The organism is Blautia marasmi (assembly GCF_900258535.1).
GTDB classification, from domain to species: Bacteria; Bacillota; Clostridia; order Lachnospirales; family Lachnospiraceae; genus Blautia; species Blautia hominis.
On record NZ_OIWX01000001.1, the window covers coordinates 2827501 to 2843471 of the forward strand.

General features: G+C 48.0%; 12 protein-coding genes, 6 tRNA genes and 1 rRNA gene (1 of these 19 running past the window's edge). All 19 read left to right on the forward strand.

All coding sequences use genetic code 11. The features are described 5' to 3' along the window. Positions 1 to 1391, forward strand: a 23S ribosomal RNA gene (locus C6P39_RS12235); it begins 1494 nt to the left of the window's first position. Positions 1392 to 1479: 88 nt separating this feature from the next. Continuing rightward, positions 1480 to 1552, forward strand: a tRNA-Asn gene (locus tag C6P39_RS12240). Between the two features lie 6 nt (positions 1553 to 1558). Beyond that, positions 1559 to 1630, forward strand: a tRNA-Glu gene (locus tag C6P39_RS12245). Between the two features lie 36 nt (positions 1631 to 1666). Next, positions 1667 to 1739: transfer RNA gene (locus C6P39_RS12250), tRNA-Thr, on the forward strand. A gap of 4 nt (positions 1740 to 1743) precedes the next feature. Continuing rightward, positions 1744 to 1817, forward strand: a tRNA-Ile gene (locus C6P39_RS12255). A gap of 34 nt (positions 1818 to 1851) precedes the next feature. Then, a tRNA-Asp gene (locus tag C6P39_RS12260) sits at positions 1852 to 1925 on the forward strand. Positions 1926 to 1929: 4 nt separating this feature from the next. Beyond that, positions 1930 to 2015, forward strand: a tRNA-Leu gene (locus C6P39_RS12265). A 189-nt stretch (positions 2016 to 2204) separates the two neighbouring features. Continuing rightward, positions 2205 to 2903, forward strand: coding sequence for a response regulator transcription factor (locus tag C6P39_RS12270; protein ID WP_104803961.1), 699 nt, complete (start codon positions 2205 to 2207; stop codon positions 2901 to 2903). Next, positions 2878 to 5154 carry a sensor histidine kinase gene (locus C6P39_RS12275; RefSeq protein WP_104803962.1) on the forward strand — a complete coding sequence of 759 codons (2277 nt, stop codon included), beginning with the start codon at positions 2878 to 2880 and terminating at the stop codon, positions 5152 to 5154. Before C6P39_RS12270 ends, C6P39_RS12275 begins: the two co-directional genes overlap by 26 nt. Before the next feature lie 634 nt (positions 5155 to 5788). Further along, a complete protein-coding gene (locus C6P39_RS12285) occupies positions 5789 to 6736 on the forward strand; it encodes an L-lactate dehydrogenase (RefSeq protein ID WP_104803964.1) in 948 nt (315 codons plus the stop codon). 87 nt (positions 6737 to 6823) lie between these two features. Next, a complete protein-coding gene (locus C6P39_RS12290; protein WP_095176052.1) occupies positions 6824 to 7624 on the forward strand; it encodes a CoB--CoM heterodisulfide reductase iron-sulfur subunit B family protein in 801 nt (266 codons plus the stop codon). Further along, positions 7621 to 8010 (forward strand): 4Fe-4S dicluster domain-containing protein, encoded by a 390-nt coding sequence (locus C6P39_RS12295; RefSeq protein WP_018595172.1) that lies wholly within the window; start codon positions 7621 to 7623, stop codon positions 8008 to 8010. Before C6P39_RS12290 ends, C6P39_RS12295 begins: the two co-directional genes overlap by 4 nt. A 6-nt stretch (positions 8011 to 8016) precedes the next feature. Next, positions 8017 to 10005 carry a CoB--CoM heterodisulfide reductase iron-sulfur subunit A family protein gene (locus C6P39_RS12300; protein ID WP_104803965.1) on the forward strand — a complete coding sequence of 663 codons (1989 nt, stop codon included), beginning with the start codon at positions 8017 to 8019 and terminating at the stop codon, positions 10003 to 10005. Further along, positions 9996 to 10442 carry a hydrogenase iron-sulfur subunit gene (locus C6P39_RS12305; protein WP_095176050.1) on the forward strand — a complete coding sequence of 149 codons (447 nt, stop codon included), beginning with the start codon at positions 9996 to 9998 and terminating at the stop codon, positions 10440 to 10442. Before C6P39_RS12300 ends, C6P39_RS12305 begins: the two co-directional genes overlap by 10 nt. After that, the gene (locus C6P39_RS12310; protein ID WP_242987031.1) at positions 10427 to 11476 is read left to right on the forward strand and encodes a 4Fe-4S dicluster domain-containing protein; all 1050 of its coding nucleotides are present in this window, start codon (positions 10427 to 10429) and stop codon (positions 11474 to 11476) included. The genes C6P39_RS12305 and C6P39_RS12310 overlap by 16 nt, the downstream gene beginning before the upstream one ends. Positions 11477 to 11479: 3 nt before the next feature. Then, positions 11480 to 12520: a 4Fe-4S dicluster domain-containing protein gene (locus tag C6P39_RS12315; RefSeq protein ID WP_104803967.1), complete on the forward strand. Its 1041-nt coding sequence runs from the start codon at positions 11480 to 11482 to the stop codon at positions 12518 to 12520. Further along, positions 12520 to 13374, forward strand: coding sequence for an FAD/NAD(P)-binding protein (locus C6P39_RS12320; RefSeq protein ID WP_095176047.1), 855 nt, complete (start codon positions 12520 to 12522; stop codon positions 13372 to 13374). The genes C6P39_RS12315 and C6P39_RS12320 overlap by 1 nt, the downstream gene beginning before the upstream one ends. A 308-nt stretch (positions 13375 to 13682) precedes the next feature. Continuing rightward, a complete protein-coding gene (locus tag C6P39_RS12325; protein ID WP_095176064.1) occupies positions 13683 to 14357 on the forward strand; it encodes a 4Fe-4S dicluster domain-containing protein in 675 nt (224 codons plus the stop codon). Between the two features lie 11 nt (positions 14358 to 14368). After that, positions 14369 to 15970, forward strand: a complete 1602-nt coding sequence (locus tag C6P39_RS12330; RefSeq protein ID WP_095176046.1) for an FAD-dependent oxidoreductase — start codon at positions 14369 to 14371, stop codon at positions 15968 to 15970. The last annotated feature ends 1 nt before the right edge of the window (position 15971 follow it).

Consider the following 15971-nt stretch of genomic DNA (forward strand, 5'->3'; position numbering starts at 1 on the left):
GCGAAGGAGGGGTCTGATAGGAAAAACCGTCAGACAACCCAAAAGCGTGATGCGTACCGAACTAAAGTAGGGAAGTGTGTGAGCCATGCGTCAAGAAAAGCCGCTATTGTTTATACCGTACCCGTACCGTAAACCGACACAGGTGGATGAGGAGAGAATCCTAAGGCCGACGGAAGAAGCATTGCCAAGGAACTCGGCAAAATGACCCCGTAACTTCGGGAGAAGGGGTGCCAGGGAGACCTGGCCGCAGAGAATAGGCTCAAGCAACTGTTTAGCAAAAACACAGGTCTATGCGAAACCGAAAGGTGAGGTATATGGGCTGACGCCTGCCCGGTGCTGGAAGGTTAAGAGGAGATGTCAGGAGACGAAGCATTGAATTTAAGCCCCAGTAAACGGCGGCCGTAACTATAACGGTCCTAAGGTAGCGAAATTCCTTGTCGGGTAAGTTCCGACCCGCACGAAAGGCGTAATGATTTGAGCGCTGTCTCGGCAATGCATCCGGTGAAATTGAAGTACCAGTGAAGATGCTGGTTACCTGCGCCAGGACGGAAAGACCCCATGGAGCTTTACTCCAGTTTGGTACTGGGGTCCGGTATTGCATGTACAGGATAGGTGGGAGGCTTTGAAGGCATGACGCCAGTTGTGCTGGAGCCAATGTTGGGATACCACCCTTGCAGTATTGGGCTTCTAACCATCCGCCGTGACCCGGCGGTGGGACAATGCCAGGCGGGGAGTTTGACTGGGGCGGTCGCCTCCGAAAGAGTATCGGAGGCGCCCAAAGGTTCCCTCAGAATGGTTGGAAACCATTCGCAGAGTGCAAAGGCAGAAGGGAGCTTGACTGCGACACCGACGGGTGGAGCAGGTACGAAAGTAGGGCTTAGTGATCCGGTGGTATTAAGTGGGAATGCCATCGCTCAACGGATAAAAGCTACCCTGGGGATAACAGGCTTATCACTCCCAAGAGTTCACATCGACGGAGTGGTTTGGCACCTCGATGTCGGCTCATCGCATCCTGGGGCTGTAGTAGGTCCCAAGGGTTGGGCTGTTCGCCCATTAACGCGGTACGCGAGCTGGGTTCAGAACGTCGTGAGACAGTTCGGTCCCTATCCGGCGTGGGCGTAGGATATTTGAGAGGAGCTGTCCTTAGTACGAGAGGACCGGGATGGACGGGCCGCTGGTGTACCTGTTGCAGTGCCAACTGCATGGCAGGGTAGCCAAGCCTGGAAGGGATAAACGCTGAAGGCATCTAAGCGTGAAGCCCCCCTCAAGATGAGATATCCCATTCTATAAAGAAGTAAGACCCCTTGAAGACGACGAGGTGGATAGGGCAGAGGTGGAAGTGCAGCAATGTATGGAGCTGACTGCTACTAATCGGTCGAGGGCTTGACCTAAGCACGGAAGTGCGAACGGCGGGTAAGAAAAAAGGTTTTTGTGTTTTGTATATGCGGTTTTGAGGGTACGGTGTATCAGTGTATCTATTCCTCCTTAGCTCAGTCGGTAGAGCATGCGGCTGTTAACCGCAGTGTCGTTGGTTCGAGTCCAACAGGGGGAGTTTTTTGGCTCCATGGTCAAGCGGTTAAGACACCGCCCTTTCACGGCGGTAACAGGGGTTCAAATCCCCTTGGAGTCATTCAATAAAGAATGAAATAATAAGTTAAACAGGTACGCCGATGTGGCTCAATTGGCAGAGCAGCTGATTTGTAATCAGCAGGTTATCGGTTCGAGTCCGATCATCGGCTTTATGGACCTTTAGCTCAGTTGGTTAGAGCAACCGGCTCATAACCGGTCGGTCCTGGGTTCGAGTCCCCGAAGGTCCATTTATTAGTTAAAGGTTACAATTTTATAGGTTTTGGCCCAGTGGCTCAGTTGGTTAGAGCGCCGCCCTGTCACGGCGGAGGTCGAGAGTTCGAGTCTCTTCTGGGTCGTTTTGCCGCAGTGGCGGAACTGGCAGACGCCCGGGACTTAAAATCCCGTGGGTAGTGATACCCGTACCGGTTCGATTCCGGTCTGCGGCATCGTATTAAGAGCGTAATTTACGCTCTTTTTTTCGTTATTAGCATAATCGAAAATAGAAGTAGGAGGAGTACCTAAGGTGCTTCTCCTTTTTAGCAGATACAGAATTGTAAGAAATCCGTAAGGAATCTGTCCATTGTTTTGTAAGACAGAGGGGGTATTATAAATACAAGCTTTAAGGAGGAGGAAACATGAGCGAATGTATTCTAGTGGCAGATGATGACAGAGAGATCGTAAAGGCCATAGCTATTTTATTGGAGAGGGAAGGCTATAAAGTCCTGCCGGCCTATGATGGCCTGGAGGCATTGGACCTTCTTGCACTGAACCGGATCCAGTTGATATTGATGGATGTCATGATGCCCCGCATGGATGGCTTATCCGCTATTATGAAAATACGTGAGAGACGAAATATCCCGATCATTGTCCTGAGTGCTAAAAGCGAGGACACAGATAAGGTATTGGGACTTTCCATGGGAGCGGATGATTATGTGACCAAGCCATATAATTCACAGGAACTGGTTGCCAGAGTAAAAAGCCATCTCAGGCGTTATACCAGATTGGGTGATATTAATGCAGTGAGTGCCTCAAAGGAATTTAAGAGCGGCCGTCTTAGCTATCATGCGGAGGAACGGGTTCTGTATGCTGACGGGGAGTCCGTGAGGCTGACTGCCACGGAGACAAAGATTGTGGATCTGTTCATGCGCAACCTGGGACGTGTATTTTCAGCGGAGGAGATTTACCGCCGAGTCTGGGAGGAGGATGCTTTTGCCCCGGAGAATACAGTTATGGTGCATATCAGACGCATTCGCGAGAAAATTGAACTGAATCCAAAGGAGCCAGAATATTTAAAGGTGGTGTGGGGAATTGGATATAAAATCGAAAAAATGTAAAGTGATAGCAGCCTGGGCAGCGTTTTTCCTAAGTATTTGCCTGCTTGTGGAGAGTGGTGTGGCCGCTCTGAATGTGCTGAGTGGGAATGGCCCCCGCGGAGTGAGTACCAAAGATGCATTTTCATCAGATTATGAGGACACAAAGGAATTTCGCAGATTTTTGTCAGATTACCTGGATACCTTTCTTTCCATGGCAACAGGCGGACCGGTGAATTGGTATGGAAGGTATGGGGATGTTGCGTATTCTAATGACACCTCATGGAATATTGGAGATATTGAGAATACAGCCACTGCTGTAGTCGAGGAAATTGCTGAACAGGGCTGGGACTACAACGGGGATTACAGCGAGGATGACTGGGAGTACACGGTATCTCCGAAACAAGTGCATGCGTCTATAAAAAATGATAAAAATCTGCTCTATGATATCCGGTATGACGGTAAGTCGGTGTATACCAATGATGATGAAGGGGTTTTGAAGAACGGAGAGAAAGACCTGCCTTCTGATTATAACTTTTATCTGTCCTTTGCAGATGGAAAAGCATCTGTAGTTAAAGACAAAAAAGCCGTGGATGTGTATGGGGATAATCTATACCGGGATGACAGCAAGTGGCAGATCCCAGGGTACAAGAACTATACGGTAGATGATAAAACGAAGAAGGCTGAAGTACGCATGGCAGTCAGAAAAACGCCGGTAAACTATGTGCAGGGAAACTATTCTAACGACTCGGGAAGTTATTATGGAACCAGCAGCCTTTATGATACGGTCAGAAATCTGAAACAGGCCCAAAACGCCTATATAGCCCAAATTGTAAAATTTATCGTTGGTCTCATACTGCTGGGGATTTACCTGGCTTTGAGAAAGTATAAAAAAGATGGTGACAGGGCCATAGCGGTTTGTACAGGCAAGGTCTGGATGGAATGTAAAGCCGGGCTGGTCATTCTGGTGATCGCAGGGGGCATTGCAGGGCTTAATAACTATATAGATATTTATTATGGATGGGGGTATTATGAATACGCGGCGGAAGTTTTATATCCGATGATGTATTCCCTGTTTGCAAATCCCATTTTGGTGCTGGTATTTTTTTGGACCTTGTATCTCTTTGTGAATGATTACAGATATAACAAAAAGAGACCAAGGAAAACACTGGTCAAAGATATACAAAAACTTCTTCAGACCAGGAATATGGAATATCCTTTTCAAAAAAAAATGATCCGTAAATTTTCGCCGGTCATGATTTCCGGTATTATCTTATCAGTCATTGCGGCTCTGGCTTGTTTTGTGGCAGGGTATTACCTGTATGATGATGGCGGGAGTTTTGGAGTTGTATTGCTGCTTGTGGCTTTGGTAGTCCTTGTCATTGTACTTCTGGTGGGAATGATGAAACAGTATGCGTCCGATAACCAGGTATTTGCAAGTGAGATCGGCCGGTTAGTTGATCAGATAACAAAAGTTCACGATGGCAACATGACAGACAAACTGAAAGTGCCGGAAGATTCTGACCTGTATGAAGCTGTGCAGCAGTTAAATGACATTCAGAGCGGTATGGATACGGCATTGTCGGAAAGAATGAAAAGTGAGCGCATGAAGGTGGAGCTGGTGTCCAATGTATCGCATGATATTAAGACGCCCCTGACATCCATTATCAGCTACGTGGATCTTATGAAGCAGGAAGAAAATCTTCCGGAGGAGGTTAAGGATTATATACGCATTCTGGACGTTAAGTCCCAGCGGCTGAAATCTATGGTGCAGGATGTTTTTGAGATCAGCAAAGCGGCATCCAGGCAGCTTCCTGTAGATCTGGAGGACCTGGATCTGGGCAAACTGCTCCGTCAGACCCTGGCAGACATGGAAGAACAGATTGAAGAGAGCTCCGTGACAGTCAAGGCACAGATCCCTGCAGATGCGGTGATGATCCATGCGGATGGCAGCCGTCTGTACCGAGTGTTCCAGAACCTGCTGCAGAATGCTCTGAAGTATTCTCTGAACGGCTCCCGTGTGTTCATTACACTGAAAACAGACAGCAAAACAGCCAAAACCACTGTTAAAAATATCTCCCAGGACGAGATTCCTTGTGAGATTGACTTTACAGAACGTTTTGTGCGCGGAGACGAGAGCCGTACCGACGGCGGAAGCGGATTGGGACTTTCCATTGCCAGAAGTTTTACGGAGGCATGCGGAGGTGTTTTCGGAATAGAAGTGGATGCGGATTTGTTTGTGGTGACGGTGGAATTTCCGATTCTTCAGGATTGATACAATGAAAATGGATCACAGTTTCATTGTGGGAATTATAGAATGGTTATTTAACTAACACGTTTGATATAATAGAAAGGATTGCTCGGTGGGTTCGTAAATGTATGAACCAACTGGGGCAATCCTTTTTTTATACGCGCTGTACATGAAAGCACACCTTTCAGATGCGTGAAAAATAAAGAAAAAAGCAGTTAGTGTTTTTTGTATACAAACATAAAATAACACATAAAAATCCGGAAAAAAAGCCATATAATAATGGATAAAAAAAGTCTAAAAACAAATTGCACGCGGAAAAATACATAAAAATCAAGAAGTTTCCCTTTTTGTATGGCACGCGGCAGGTCAGAAGTTGTCAGAAAAATAATTTCACACATTAACGTGGTAGATAAGACAAAAAAATACAAAAAATCGTTAAAAAGTTGTTGTTAATTTCTTATCAATATGATATCCTAAATCAGTAACGCGAAATCAAATTCAACACCAAACCCCTAGAATCTGGGGCAATTGAGTTAAGATACTTTAACGGAATGCTATACTCAATAAAAAGGAATTTGTGATTTCATATTTTTTTGAACTTTATTTGTTAAAAAAAAGACAATAACAACAGCCCATATGGAAGGGGAAAGGAGCAAGCATGAGTAGTAAAATTACTGTCATCGGAGCCGGAAGCGTTGGTTCAACGATTGCTTACACATTATCAAACGGGGATATCGCATCAGAGATTGTATTGATTGATATCAACAAGGAAAAAGTTGCAGGGGAAGTAATGGATATCGCGCAGGGAACCTGTTTCCGCGATCCCGTTAATATCGTTGCAGGTGAATACGAGGATGCTAAGGATTCCGATATCGTAATTATCACATCAGGAATTGCCCGCAAACCGGGTCAGACAAGAATCGAGCTGACACAGACCAATGTAAATATTTTAAAGAGCATCACACCGGAAATCGTAAAAGCTGCACCGAATGCTCTTTACATCATCGTAAGCAATCCTGTTGACATTATGACTTATGTGTTTACAAAGATTTCAGGACTGCCGGAGAATCAGATCATCGGTTCCGGAACACTTCTGGACACTGCGCGTCTCCGCTGCGGACTTTCTGAACACTTTAAAGTTGCTCAGAAAAATATCCACGCTTATGTATTTGGTGAGCATGGTGACACTTCCTTTATTCCATGGACAGGTGCATATATATCAGGCGTGAGCCTTGACGAGTATTACGAACTGGCTAAGAACCTTGGAAAGAACGTGGAAGAGCTTGACAAGGAAGAAATGCTGACTTATGTCCAGAAATCCGGCGGCAAGGTGATCGCAAACAAAGGAGCAACCTTCTACGCGGTATCTGCAGCAGTATGTAAGCTGTGCGGAATCCTGCTGGCATCTTCTGACTCCATCGCAACCGTTTCCTCTATGATGCACGGCGAATACGGCATTGAGGATGTCTGCGTGAGCACACTGACTCTGGTTGGGCCAAATGGTATCCAGGGCAAAGTGCCGATGCGCATGAACAAAGAAGAGATCGCAAAACTTCAGGCAAGTGCCAACGCACTGAAGGAAGTTATCAAACATATAGAACTGTAGAAATAGGATAACTGTTCAGCATCCTCGGTTCCCCCAGACGGGAACCATGAGGGTACTGTTCCGTTTCCGGGATTATTAGGAGGAACTATGAAGTACAGTTATTATCCGGGGTGTACCCTGAAGACAAAAGCAGTGGAACTGGATGCTTATGCCAGAGCTTCTGCAAGGGCACTGGGATTTGAACTGGAAGAAATTGAAAACTGGCAGTGCTGCGGCGGCGTTTATCCGCTGGGTACTGATGAGATCGCCACAAAACTTTCTTCCGTCCGTGCTCTCAACGAGGCCAAAGAAAAAGGCCAGGATCTGGTAACGCTCTGTTCTGCCTGTCATCATGTGATCAAACGTGTCAACGATGATATGAAGAATGTAGATGACATCCGCACCAGAGCCAATAATTATATGCAGCTTGAGGAACCCTATGCAGGTGAGACGTCAGTGCTCCATTTTCTGGAGGTACTCCGTGACCGCATAGGTTTCGACACGTTAAAGGAGAAAGTAACCGCTCCGCTTACCGGGAAAAAGATAGGCGCTTATTACGGATGTCTGCTCCTTCGTCCAAGCACGCTTCTGCAATTTGATGATCCGGAGAATCCCGCCATCATTGAGGATTTCATCCGGGCCATCGGAGCAGAACCGGTTATCTATCCATACAGAAATGAATGCTGCGGCGGCTACATATCCCTGAAAGAAAAAGAGATGTCAAAGACCATGTCTGACAAGATCATGGAAAGCGCATCCGGTTTTGGAGCAGATATGCTGATCACTGCCTGTCCATTATGCCTGTATAACTTGAATAAGAGCACAAGCGGCAGCAAACTTCCTGTATTTTATTTTACAGAGCTCCTGGCAGAAGCTCTGGGCGTGAAAGAGGAGGTGGCAAAAGCATGAATACTCCAAAGAAACAGGCTGAAATGATAAAGGAGATCAGCGGCGTCAATCCGCTGAAATGTATGAAATGCGGCAAGTGTTCTGCGTCATGTCCATCCTACAACGAAATGGATATCAAACCTCATCAGTTTGTATCTTATGTGCAGAATGAAGACATTGAGTCCCTGGTAAATTCAAAATCCCTCTGGAAATGCCTTTCCTGTTTTGCGTGCGTGGAGCGCTGCCCAAGGGATGTGAAGCCTGGTAAACTTATTGACGCGGCAAGACAGCTGGTTGTCCGTGAAAAGGGCGGGGATTATCTGACGGCTGACGAGATCCCCGAGCTTTTGGACCCGGAACTTCCCCAGCAGCTTTTAGTCAGTGCATTCAGAAGATACAGGAGGTGAGGTTAAGTGCAGAGAATAGGTGTATTTGTCTGTCATTGCGGCAGTAACATTGCCGCCACGGTAGATGTGAAAAAAGTAGTGGAAATGGCTAAAATGGAGCCGGGAGTTGTCCATGCGGAAGACTATCAGTATATGTGTTCCGAGGCGGGACAGTCCAAGATCGCAGAGGCCATAAAAAATGAGAAGCTTACAGGACTTGTAGTATGTTCCTGTTCACCGCGTATGCATGAGACCACTTTCCGGAAAGCAGCGGAGAGAGCCGGCCTGAATCCATACATGGTGGAGGTTGCCAATATCCGTGAACATTGTTCCTGGATCCATAAGGACATGGAGGAGGCCACCAAGAAGGCAGTCATCCTTGCAAGAGCGGCAATCGCCAAAGTAAACTTAAACGCATCCCTGAAGCCGGGAGAGAGCCTTGTAACCAAACGTGCACTGGTGATCGGCGGGGGTATTGCAGGTATCCAGACGGCGCTGGATATTGCAGAGGCCGGATATGAAGTGGATATTGTGGAGAAGACCCCAAGTATCGGAGGAAGGATGTCACAGCTTGACAAAACATTCCCCACCCTTGACTGTTCCGCATGTATCCTGACACCAAAGATGGTGGAAGCATCTGCCCATGAGAAGATCAACATTTATACATACAGTGAAGTGGAAAAGGTTTCCGGCTTTGTGGGTGATTTTACTGTGGATATCCGCAAGAAAGCCAGAAGCGTAGATATGGACAAGTGTACAGGCTGCGGTGTCTGCCAGGAGAAATGTCCCTCCAAGAAAAATGCAAATGAATTTAACAGAGGGCTGAACACAAGAAGCGCCATCTACACACCATTTGCCCAGGCTATCCCCAATGTCCCGGTAATTGACAGGGAGAACTGTATTAAGTTCAAAACAGGTAAATGCGGTGTCTGTGCCAAGGTATGCCAGGCAGGTGCCATTGATTATGAGCAGAAGGATGAGATCGTTACAGAGAAGTATGGTGCCATTGTAGTTGCCACCGGTTTTGATACTATCAAACTGGACAATTACGATGAGTATGCATACAACCAGAGCAAGGATGTTATCACATCCCTGGAGCTGGAGCGTATCATGAACGCAGCTGGACCGACCAAAGGCCATCTGGAGCGCATGTCTGACGGAAAAGCCCCCAAGAATATGGTGTTTATCCAGTGCGTGGGCAGCCGCTGCGCAGACAAGCGGGGAAAGAGCTATTGTTCTAAGATCTGCTGTATGTACACAGCAAAACATGCCATGCTGATCCGCGACAAGTATCCGGATGTGAACGTGACTGTATTTTATATTGATGTCCGTACCCCGGGCAAAAACTTTGATGAATTCTACAGAAGAGCCGTGGAGGAATACGGTGTGAACTACATCAAAGGCCAGGTGGGAAAAGTCGCTCCCCAGCCAGACGGACAGTTACTCGTACAGGGCGTTGACCTCATTGATAACAAGCAGATCCTCATGGAAGCAGACATGGTGGTCCTGGCCACAGCCATTGAGCCGGACCCCTCTGTGAGAAAGATTGCTACCATGCTCACAGCCAGCATTGACACCAATAACTTCCTGACAGAGGCACATCCCAAGCTTCGTCCGGTGGAATCCCCCACAGCAGGTATTTTCCTGTCAGGCGTATGCCAGGGACCAAAGGATATTCCGGAGACCGTTTCTCAGGCAGGTGCTGCAGCGGTGAAAGCCATCGGACTCCTTGCAAAAGATAAACTGATGACCAACCCATGTACAGCCAAATCCGATGAACTTCTCTGCAACGGATGTTCCACCTGTGCAAATGTGTGTCCTTACGGTGCCATCACCTATGAGGAGAAAGAGGTGAATGACCACGGTATCCGCGAGACACGCCGCATTGCAGTCGTGAACAATGCACTGTGTCAGGGATGCGGAGCCTGCACAGTTGCCTGCCCGTCAGGAGCCATGGATTTACAGGGATTCTCCAACAGACAGATCATAGCGGAGGTGGATGCAATATGTCGATAGAAGCAAAAGAAGAATTCAGGCCTAAAATTGTGGCATTCTGCTGTAACTGGTGCAGTTATGCAGGCGCGGACCTGGCCGGCAGCAGCCGTCTGGCTTACCCTGCAGATGTTAAGATCATCCGCGTGCCATGTTCCTGCCGTGTAAATCCCATGTTCATTCTGCGGGCATTTGAGAAAGGTGCAGACGGGGTGATCCTCTGTGGATGTCATCCGGGAGACTGTCATTACAGCACAGGAAATTACTATGCCAGAAGGCGTATGACACTTTTATTCTCCATGCTGGATTATATCGGTGTGGAAAACGGACGTACCCGTGTGGAATGGGTGTCCGCAGCAGAGGGTGTAAAATTCTCCACCACCATGAACGAATTTGTGGAAAAAGTACGCTCTCTGGGCAAGAATGTAAGATTGGAGGATTTGAGATGCAGGAACTTGTAGCAGCAACGAGCCAAGTGGGAACTTGCTCACATTTGGCGACTGCAGAACAACGAGAGTCGCAGACTCGAGTGATAAACCGTGCAAAAGAGCTGTTAGCGGACGGTACCGTGGCCCGTGTCCTCGGCTGGAAAGCGGGAGACCTGCCTTATAATCCGGAACCGGCTTATTTTGAAAAAGAAGAGGACTTTGAGAACTTCGTGTACAACGGGTTCTGCGGAGCCAATTTAAGCAAATATATGATCGAGGCTTCCAAGCTGGAGGGGAAGACCCTTGTATGTCTGAAACCATGTGACACTTACAGCTTTAACCAGCTCATTAAGGAGCATAGGGTCGACAGAGAAAAAGCCTATATTATAGGCGTTGGCTGCAAAGGCAAGCTGGATATTGAAAAGATCAAGGGCATGGGGATCAAGGGAATTGAGAGCATTTCCGGAGCAGAGATCACAGAGGAAGCGGACACACTTGCCATCCGGACTCTTTACGGAGAGAAAACATGTTCCTATGCAGATGCCATGCTGGAGAGATGCCATGTCTGCAAGGGCAAAGAACATAAGATTTACGATGAGCTGATCGGGGAATCAAAAGAGACAAAGGATGCAGAACGTTTTGACGGTGTGGCGGCCATTGAGGCTATGAGCCCGGAGGAGAAATTCGCATTTTTCCAGAAAGAGTTAAGCAAATGTATCCGCTGTAATGCCTGCAGAAATGTATGTCCTGCATGCAGCTGCAGAAAATGTGTATTTGACAGCAACAAGTTTGACAGTTCCCAGAAGGCCAATGCGGATTCCTTTGAGGAGAAGATGTTCCATATCATCCGCGCGTTCCATGTGGCAGGGCGCTGCACAGACTGCGGAGAATGCAGCCGTGTATGTCCCCAGGGAATTCCCCTTCATCTGTTTAACCGGAAATTTATCAAGGATATTGATGAATTCTACGGAGAATATCAGGCCGGCGAGGATACAGATTCAAAAGGGCCGCTGACAAACTTTACATTTGATGACGTAGAGCCAGGCATTGTGGCAGAAAGGGGATAATGTATGTATAAGACAGCAAAAGAAAATCTGGCGGCATTATTCCAGTTAATTGCCGGTGCCCAGGAATTATATGTCCCGGTAAAGGTGAGCGGACAGGTGAACTTCAGGGCATGGAGTGAGGACGCGGAGGTGGACCTGGATACACTGAAGACAGTGAAATCCCCCAAAGACGTATTTTTCCCTCAGAGTGAGGATTTGTATACCTGCAAAAAAGACGGGAAAAAACTGACCATTGAACCGGAAGCACTGAAAGAGCAGGATTTCGTGGTATTTGGAATGAAAGCCTGTGACGTGAAGGGCGTGGAAGTTTTAGATAAAGTATTTTTAGCTGATCCGGTGGATTCCTTTTATGCGGCAAGACGTGAACATGGGACCATCGTAGCCATGGCGTGTCATGAACCGGAGGAAACCTGCTTCTGTAAGGTGTTTGGCGTGGACTGCGCAGAGCCTGCAGCGGATGTAGCTGTATGGATGGCGGGAGATGCGCTTTACTGGAAGCCTCTTACAGAGAAGGGAGAAGCCCTTACAAAATCTGTGGACAGCCTTTTGACGCAGGCCGATGCTGATGCGGAAAAGAAAGTGGAGGAAGAGAAAGCTTCCATCCGCGCAATTGTTGAAAAACTTCCTTATACCAATCTTTCCCTGGAAGGATGGGATGGGGATATGTTAAATGAAAAATTCAATTCTGAACTTTGGGAAGAGCTGTACAAGCCTTGTCTGGCGTGCGGTACCTGTACCTTTGTATGTCCCACCTGCCAGTGTTATGACATCAAGGATTATGACACAGGCCATGGGATCAAGAGATACCGCTGCTGGGATTCCTGCATGTACTCAGATTTCACCATGATGGCTCACGGAAACAACCGTACAAGCCAGATGCAGCGTTTCCGCCAGAGATTTATGCATAAACTGGTATATTTCCCGGCAAACAATGACGGGATGTATTCCTGTGTAGGCTGCGGCAGATGTGTGGAAAAATGCCCGGCTTCCTTAAATATTGTGAAAGTTATCAAATCCTTTCAGAAACAGGGAGGTGACAAATAATGAGCGAATGTACCTGTCATAAAAATTATACGCTGGATACGCTGATTCCTCAGGTGGGAGTCATTACAGATATCCGACAGGAGACACCGGACGTAAAGACCTTCCGGGTAAATGCACCGGAGGGCGGAAAGCTTTTTGAACATATGCCCGGACAGTGTGCCATGGTGTGTGCACCGGGCATCAGTGAAGGTATGTTTTCCATTACTTCCTCACCCACAAATAAAGAATTCCAGGAATTCAGCATCAAGAAATGCGGTATCCTCACAGATTATCTTCACAGCCTTGAGGTTGGCGACGAGATCACGGTGAGAGGTCCGTACGGTAATCATTTCCCGGTAGAGACCGAGTTAAAAGGCCAGAACCTGCTGTTTATTGCAGGCGGTATCGGTCTTGCACCTCTTCGCTCTGTTATCAACTATGTGCTGGATAACAGAGAGAACTACGGAACCGTGGATATTCTCTATGGTTCCCGTTCCGCAGACGATCTGGTCCAGTTAAAAGAGATACAGGAAGTCTGGATGAAGACAGAGGGTGTGAACGTATATCTGACCATTGACCGGGAACAGGAAGGCTGGGACGGCCATGTGGGATTTGTACCCAACTACTTAAAAGAGGTGGGATTCACCACAGACAAGACAGCCCTTGTCTGCGGACCGCCGATCATGATCAAGTTCGTGCTGGCAGCCCTCCAGGAGATGGGATTCTCTAAAGAGCAGGTCTACACAACACTAGAACTCCGTATGAAATGCGGCGTAGGCAAATGCGGCCGCTGTAATATCGGTTCCAAATATGTGTGCAAAGACGGACCGGTATTCCGCTGCGACGAGATCGACGAATTACCTAACGAGTATTGACAGGCAATGAGCAGTGCGCCGGAACGTCCAAGCTGGCAGCGTTGTGCTCGCACATAAGCGGACAGATTGTACGTTGCGGCATAGGGCGAATGCCCTCAACCGAGATGAAGCAAAGCGGAATCGAGGTGGCACTGCGGAGTAGAGGCAGTGCGCCGGAACGTCCAAGCTGGCAGCGTTGTGCTTGCACATAAGCGGACAGATTGTACGTTGCGGCATAGGGCGAATGCCCTCAACCGAGATGAAGCGAAGCGGAATCGAGGTGGCACTGCGGGGCAAAGATGAAGTTGATGAAAGGATTGATACCTATTATGGAAAAAATGGTTAATGTATTTTTCTTCGGTAAGAAATACAGTGTGCCTGCGGATCTGACGATCATGACAGCCATGGAATATGCCGGATATACCCTGAAAAGAGGATGCGGCTGCCGTCATGGTTTCTGCGGAGCATGTGCTACGATATACAGGATCAAAGGAAAGAACGAGCTGAAGACATGTCTTGCCTGTCAGACACAGGTGGAGGAGGGCATGTATGTGGCAAGTATTCCTTTCTTCCCTACAGACAAGAGAACGTATGATATAGAGGAGATCAAACCCACCCAGCAGATCATGATGGAGCTGTATCCGGAAATCTATAGCTGTATCGGATGTAATGCCTGTACAAAAGCCTGTACACAGGATCTGAACGTTATGCAGTACATCGCTTACGCACAGAGAGGTGAATTTGAGAAATGTGCAGAGGAATCCTTTGACTGTGTAAGCTGCGGCTGCTGTTCCGTAAGATGTCCGGCCGGTATTTCTCATCCTATGGTTGGTCTTCTTGCAAGACGCCTCACAGGAAAATATATTGCACCTGAGACAAAACACCTGGAAAACCGTGTGGAGGAGATCCATAAGGGTGCTTACGATGAACTGATCGAGCAGATTATGGAAAAACCCATTACGGAAATGCAGGAACTTTACAATACCAGAGAGATTGAGAAATAAGGAGGATAGCCATGTTTACACCAGAAATGCTTGAGTCCATTAAAAAGGTGGAAGCCACCAGAGACGAGCGTATGGGCATGGAACCCAGACGTATGACTGCTGATGAAAAGGATGCCCTCTTGAAGGCCTATCATCCGGACTATAAAAAAGACGGGTTTACTGAGATTAAGATCGGCCCGAACAAGGGCCAGAAAGCGCCCACAGAGCTGGGACATTTACTCCACTCCAACAGCCGTCTGTTAAATGTGGATATAGATCTGAACAAAGTGGATTATGACGTGGACGTGCTGGTGATCGGCGGCGGCGGAGCAGGCTCTTCTGCAGCCATTGAAGCTCATGAAGCAGGCGCCAATGTTATGATCGTCACAAAACTGCGTATTGGGGATGCAAACACCATGATGGCCGAGGGCGGTATCCAGGCAGCAGATAAAGAAAATGACTCTCCGGTCCAGCACTATCTGGACGCTTTCGGAGGCGGACACTTTGCAGCCAGGCCGGAACTGCTGAAAAGACTGGTCATGGAGGCGCCTGACGCGATCCAGTGGCTGAACAAGCTGGGCGTTATGTTTGACAAGGACGCAGAGGGAAATATGGTTACCACCCACGGAGGCGGTACTTCCAGAAAGAGAATGCATGCCTGCAAGGACTACTCCGGTGCGGAGATCATGCGTACTCTGCGGGATGAGGTTATAAACCGTCAGATCCCTGTTGTGGAGTTTACTTCCGCAGTGGAATTGATCAAGGATGACAAGGGACAGGTTGCAGGTGCTGTTCTGCAGAATATGGAGACAGATGACTACCTGGTGGCAAAAGCAAAGACAGTCATCATTGCCACAGGCGGTGCAGGACGTCTTCATTACCAGGATTTCCCAACTTCCAACCACTACGGGGCAACCGCAGACGGACTGGTTCTGGGATACCGCGCAGGCGCTCCGCTCTTATACCAGGATACCATTCAGTATCACCCAACAGGTGTTGCTTACCCGGCACAGATTTTCGGAGCCCTGGTCACAGAGAAGGTTCGCTCTCTGGGAGCTATGCTGGTAAACATTGACGGTGAAGCGTTCATGCATCCTCTGGAAACACGCGACGTGGCAGCAGCTTCCATTATCCGCGAGTGCAGCGACAGGGGAAAAGGTGTGGCCACGCCTCTGGGCAGCGGTGTATGGCTGGATACTCCCATGATCGAAAGGATCGGCGGAGAGGGAACTATTGAAAAACGTATCCCTGCCATGCTTCGTATGTACATGAACTATGACATTGATATGAGAAAACAGCCGATTCTTGTATATCCTACACTCCATTATCAGAACGGTGGTCTGGAAATCGGCGGGGACGGCTACACGAAAGCTATTGATAATCTGCTGGTAGCAGGCGAGGCAGTGGGTGGGATCCACGGAAGAAACCGTCTTATGGGCAACTCTCTTCTGGATATCATTGTATTCGGCCGCAATGCAGGCAAGGCTGCAGCAGCGAAAGCAAAAGAGACAGAACTGGGATCCATGACACTGGAACATATTGAACAATATGCAGAGGAACTGAAAAACGCAGGCATTGCTTCCGATGATGTATCTCCATTACTGCTTCCCAAGTATGCCCGTCATGAAAGATAAC

Bases quoted from the DNA above. Each gene is read 5' to 3' on its own strand.
- C6P39_RS12270 (WP_104803961.1), top strand. From the start codon at position 2,205: ATGAGCGAATGTATTCTAGTGGCAGATGATGACAGAGAGATCGTAAAG.
- C6P39_RS12285 (WP_104803964.1), top strand. From the start codon at position 5,789: ATGAGTAGTAAAATTACTGTCATCGGAGCCGGAAGCGTTGGTTCAACG.
- C6P39_RS12290 (WP_095176052.1), top strand. From the start codon at position 6,824: ATGAAGTACAGTTATTATCCGGGGTGTACCCTGAAGACAAAAGCAGTG.
- C6P39_RS12295 (WP_018595172.1), top strand. From the start codon at position 7,621: ATGAATACTCCAAAGAAACAGGCTGAAATGATAAAGGAGATCAGCGGC.
- C6P39_RS12305 (WP_095176050.1), top strand. From the start codon at position 9,996: ATGTCGATAGAAGCAAAAGAAGAATTCAGGCCTAAAATTGTGGCATTC.
- C6P39_RS12310 (WP_242987031.1), top strand. From the start codon at position 10,427: ATGCAGGAACTTGTAGCAGCAACGAGCCAAGTGGGAACTTGCTCACAT.
- C6P39_RS12315 (WP_104803967.1), top strand. From the start codon at position 11,480: ATGTATAAGACAGCAAAAGAAAATCTGGCGGCATTATTCCAGTTAATT.
- C6P39_RS12320 (WP_095176047.1), top strand. From the start codon at position 12,520: ATGAGCGAATGTACCTGTCATAAAAATTATACGCTGGATACGCTGATT.
- C6P39_RS12325 (WP_095176064.1), top strand. From the start codon at position 13,683: ATGGAAAAAATGGTTAATGTATTTTTCTTCGGTAAGAAATACAGTGTG.
- C6P39_RS12330 (WP_095176046.1), top strand. From the start codon at position 14,369: ATGTTTACACCAGAAATGCTTGAGTCCATTAAAAAGGTGGAAGCCACC.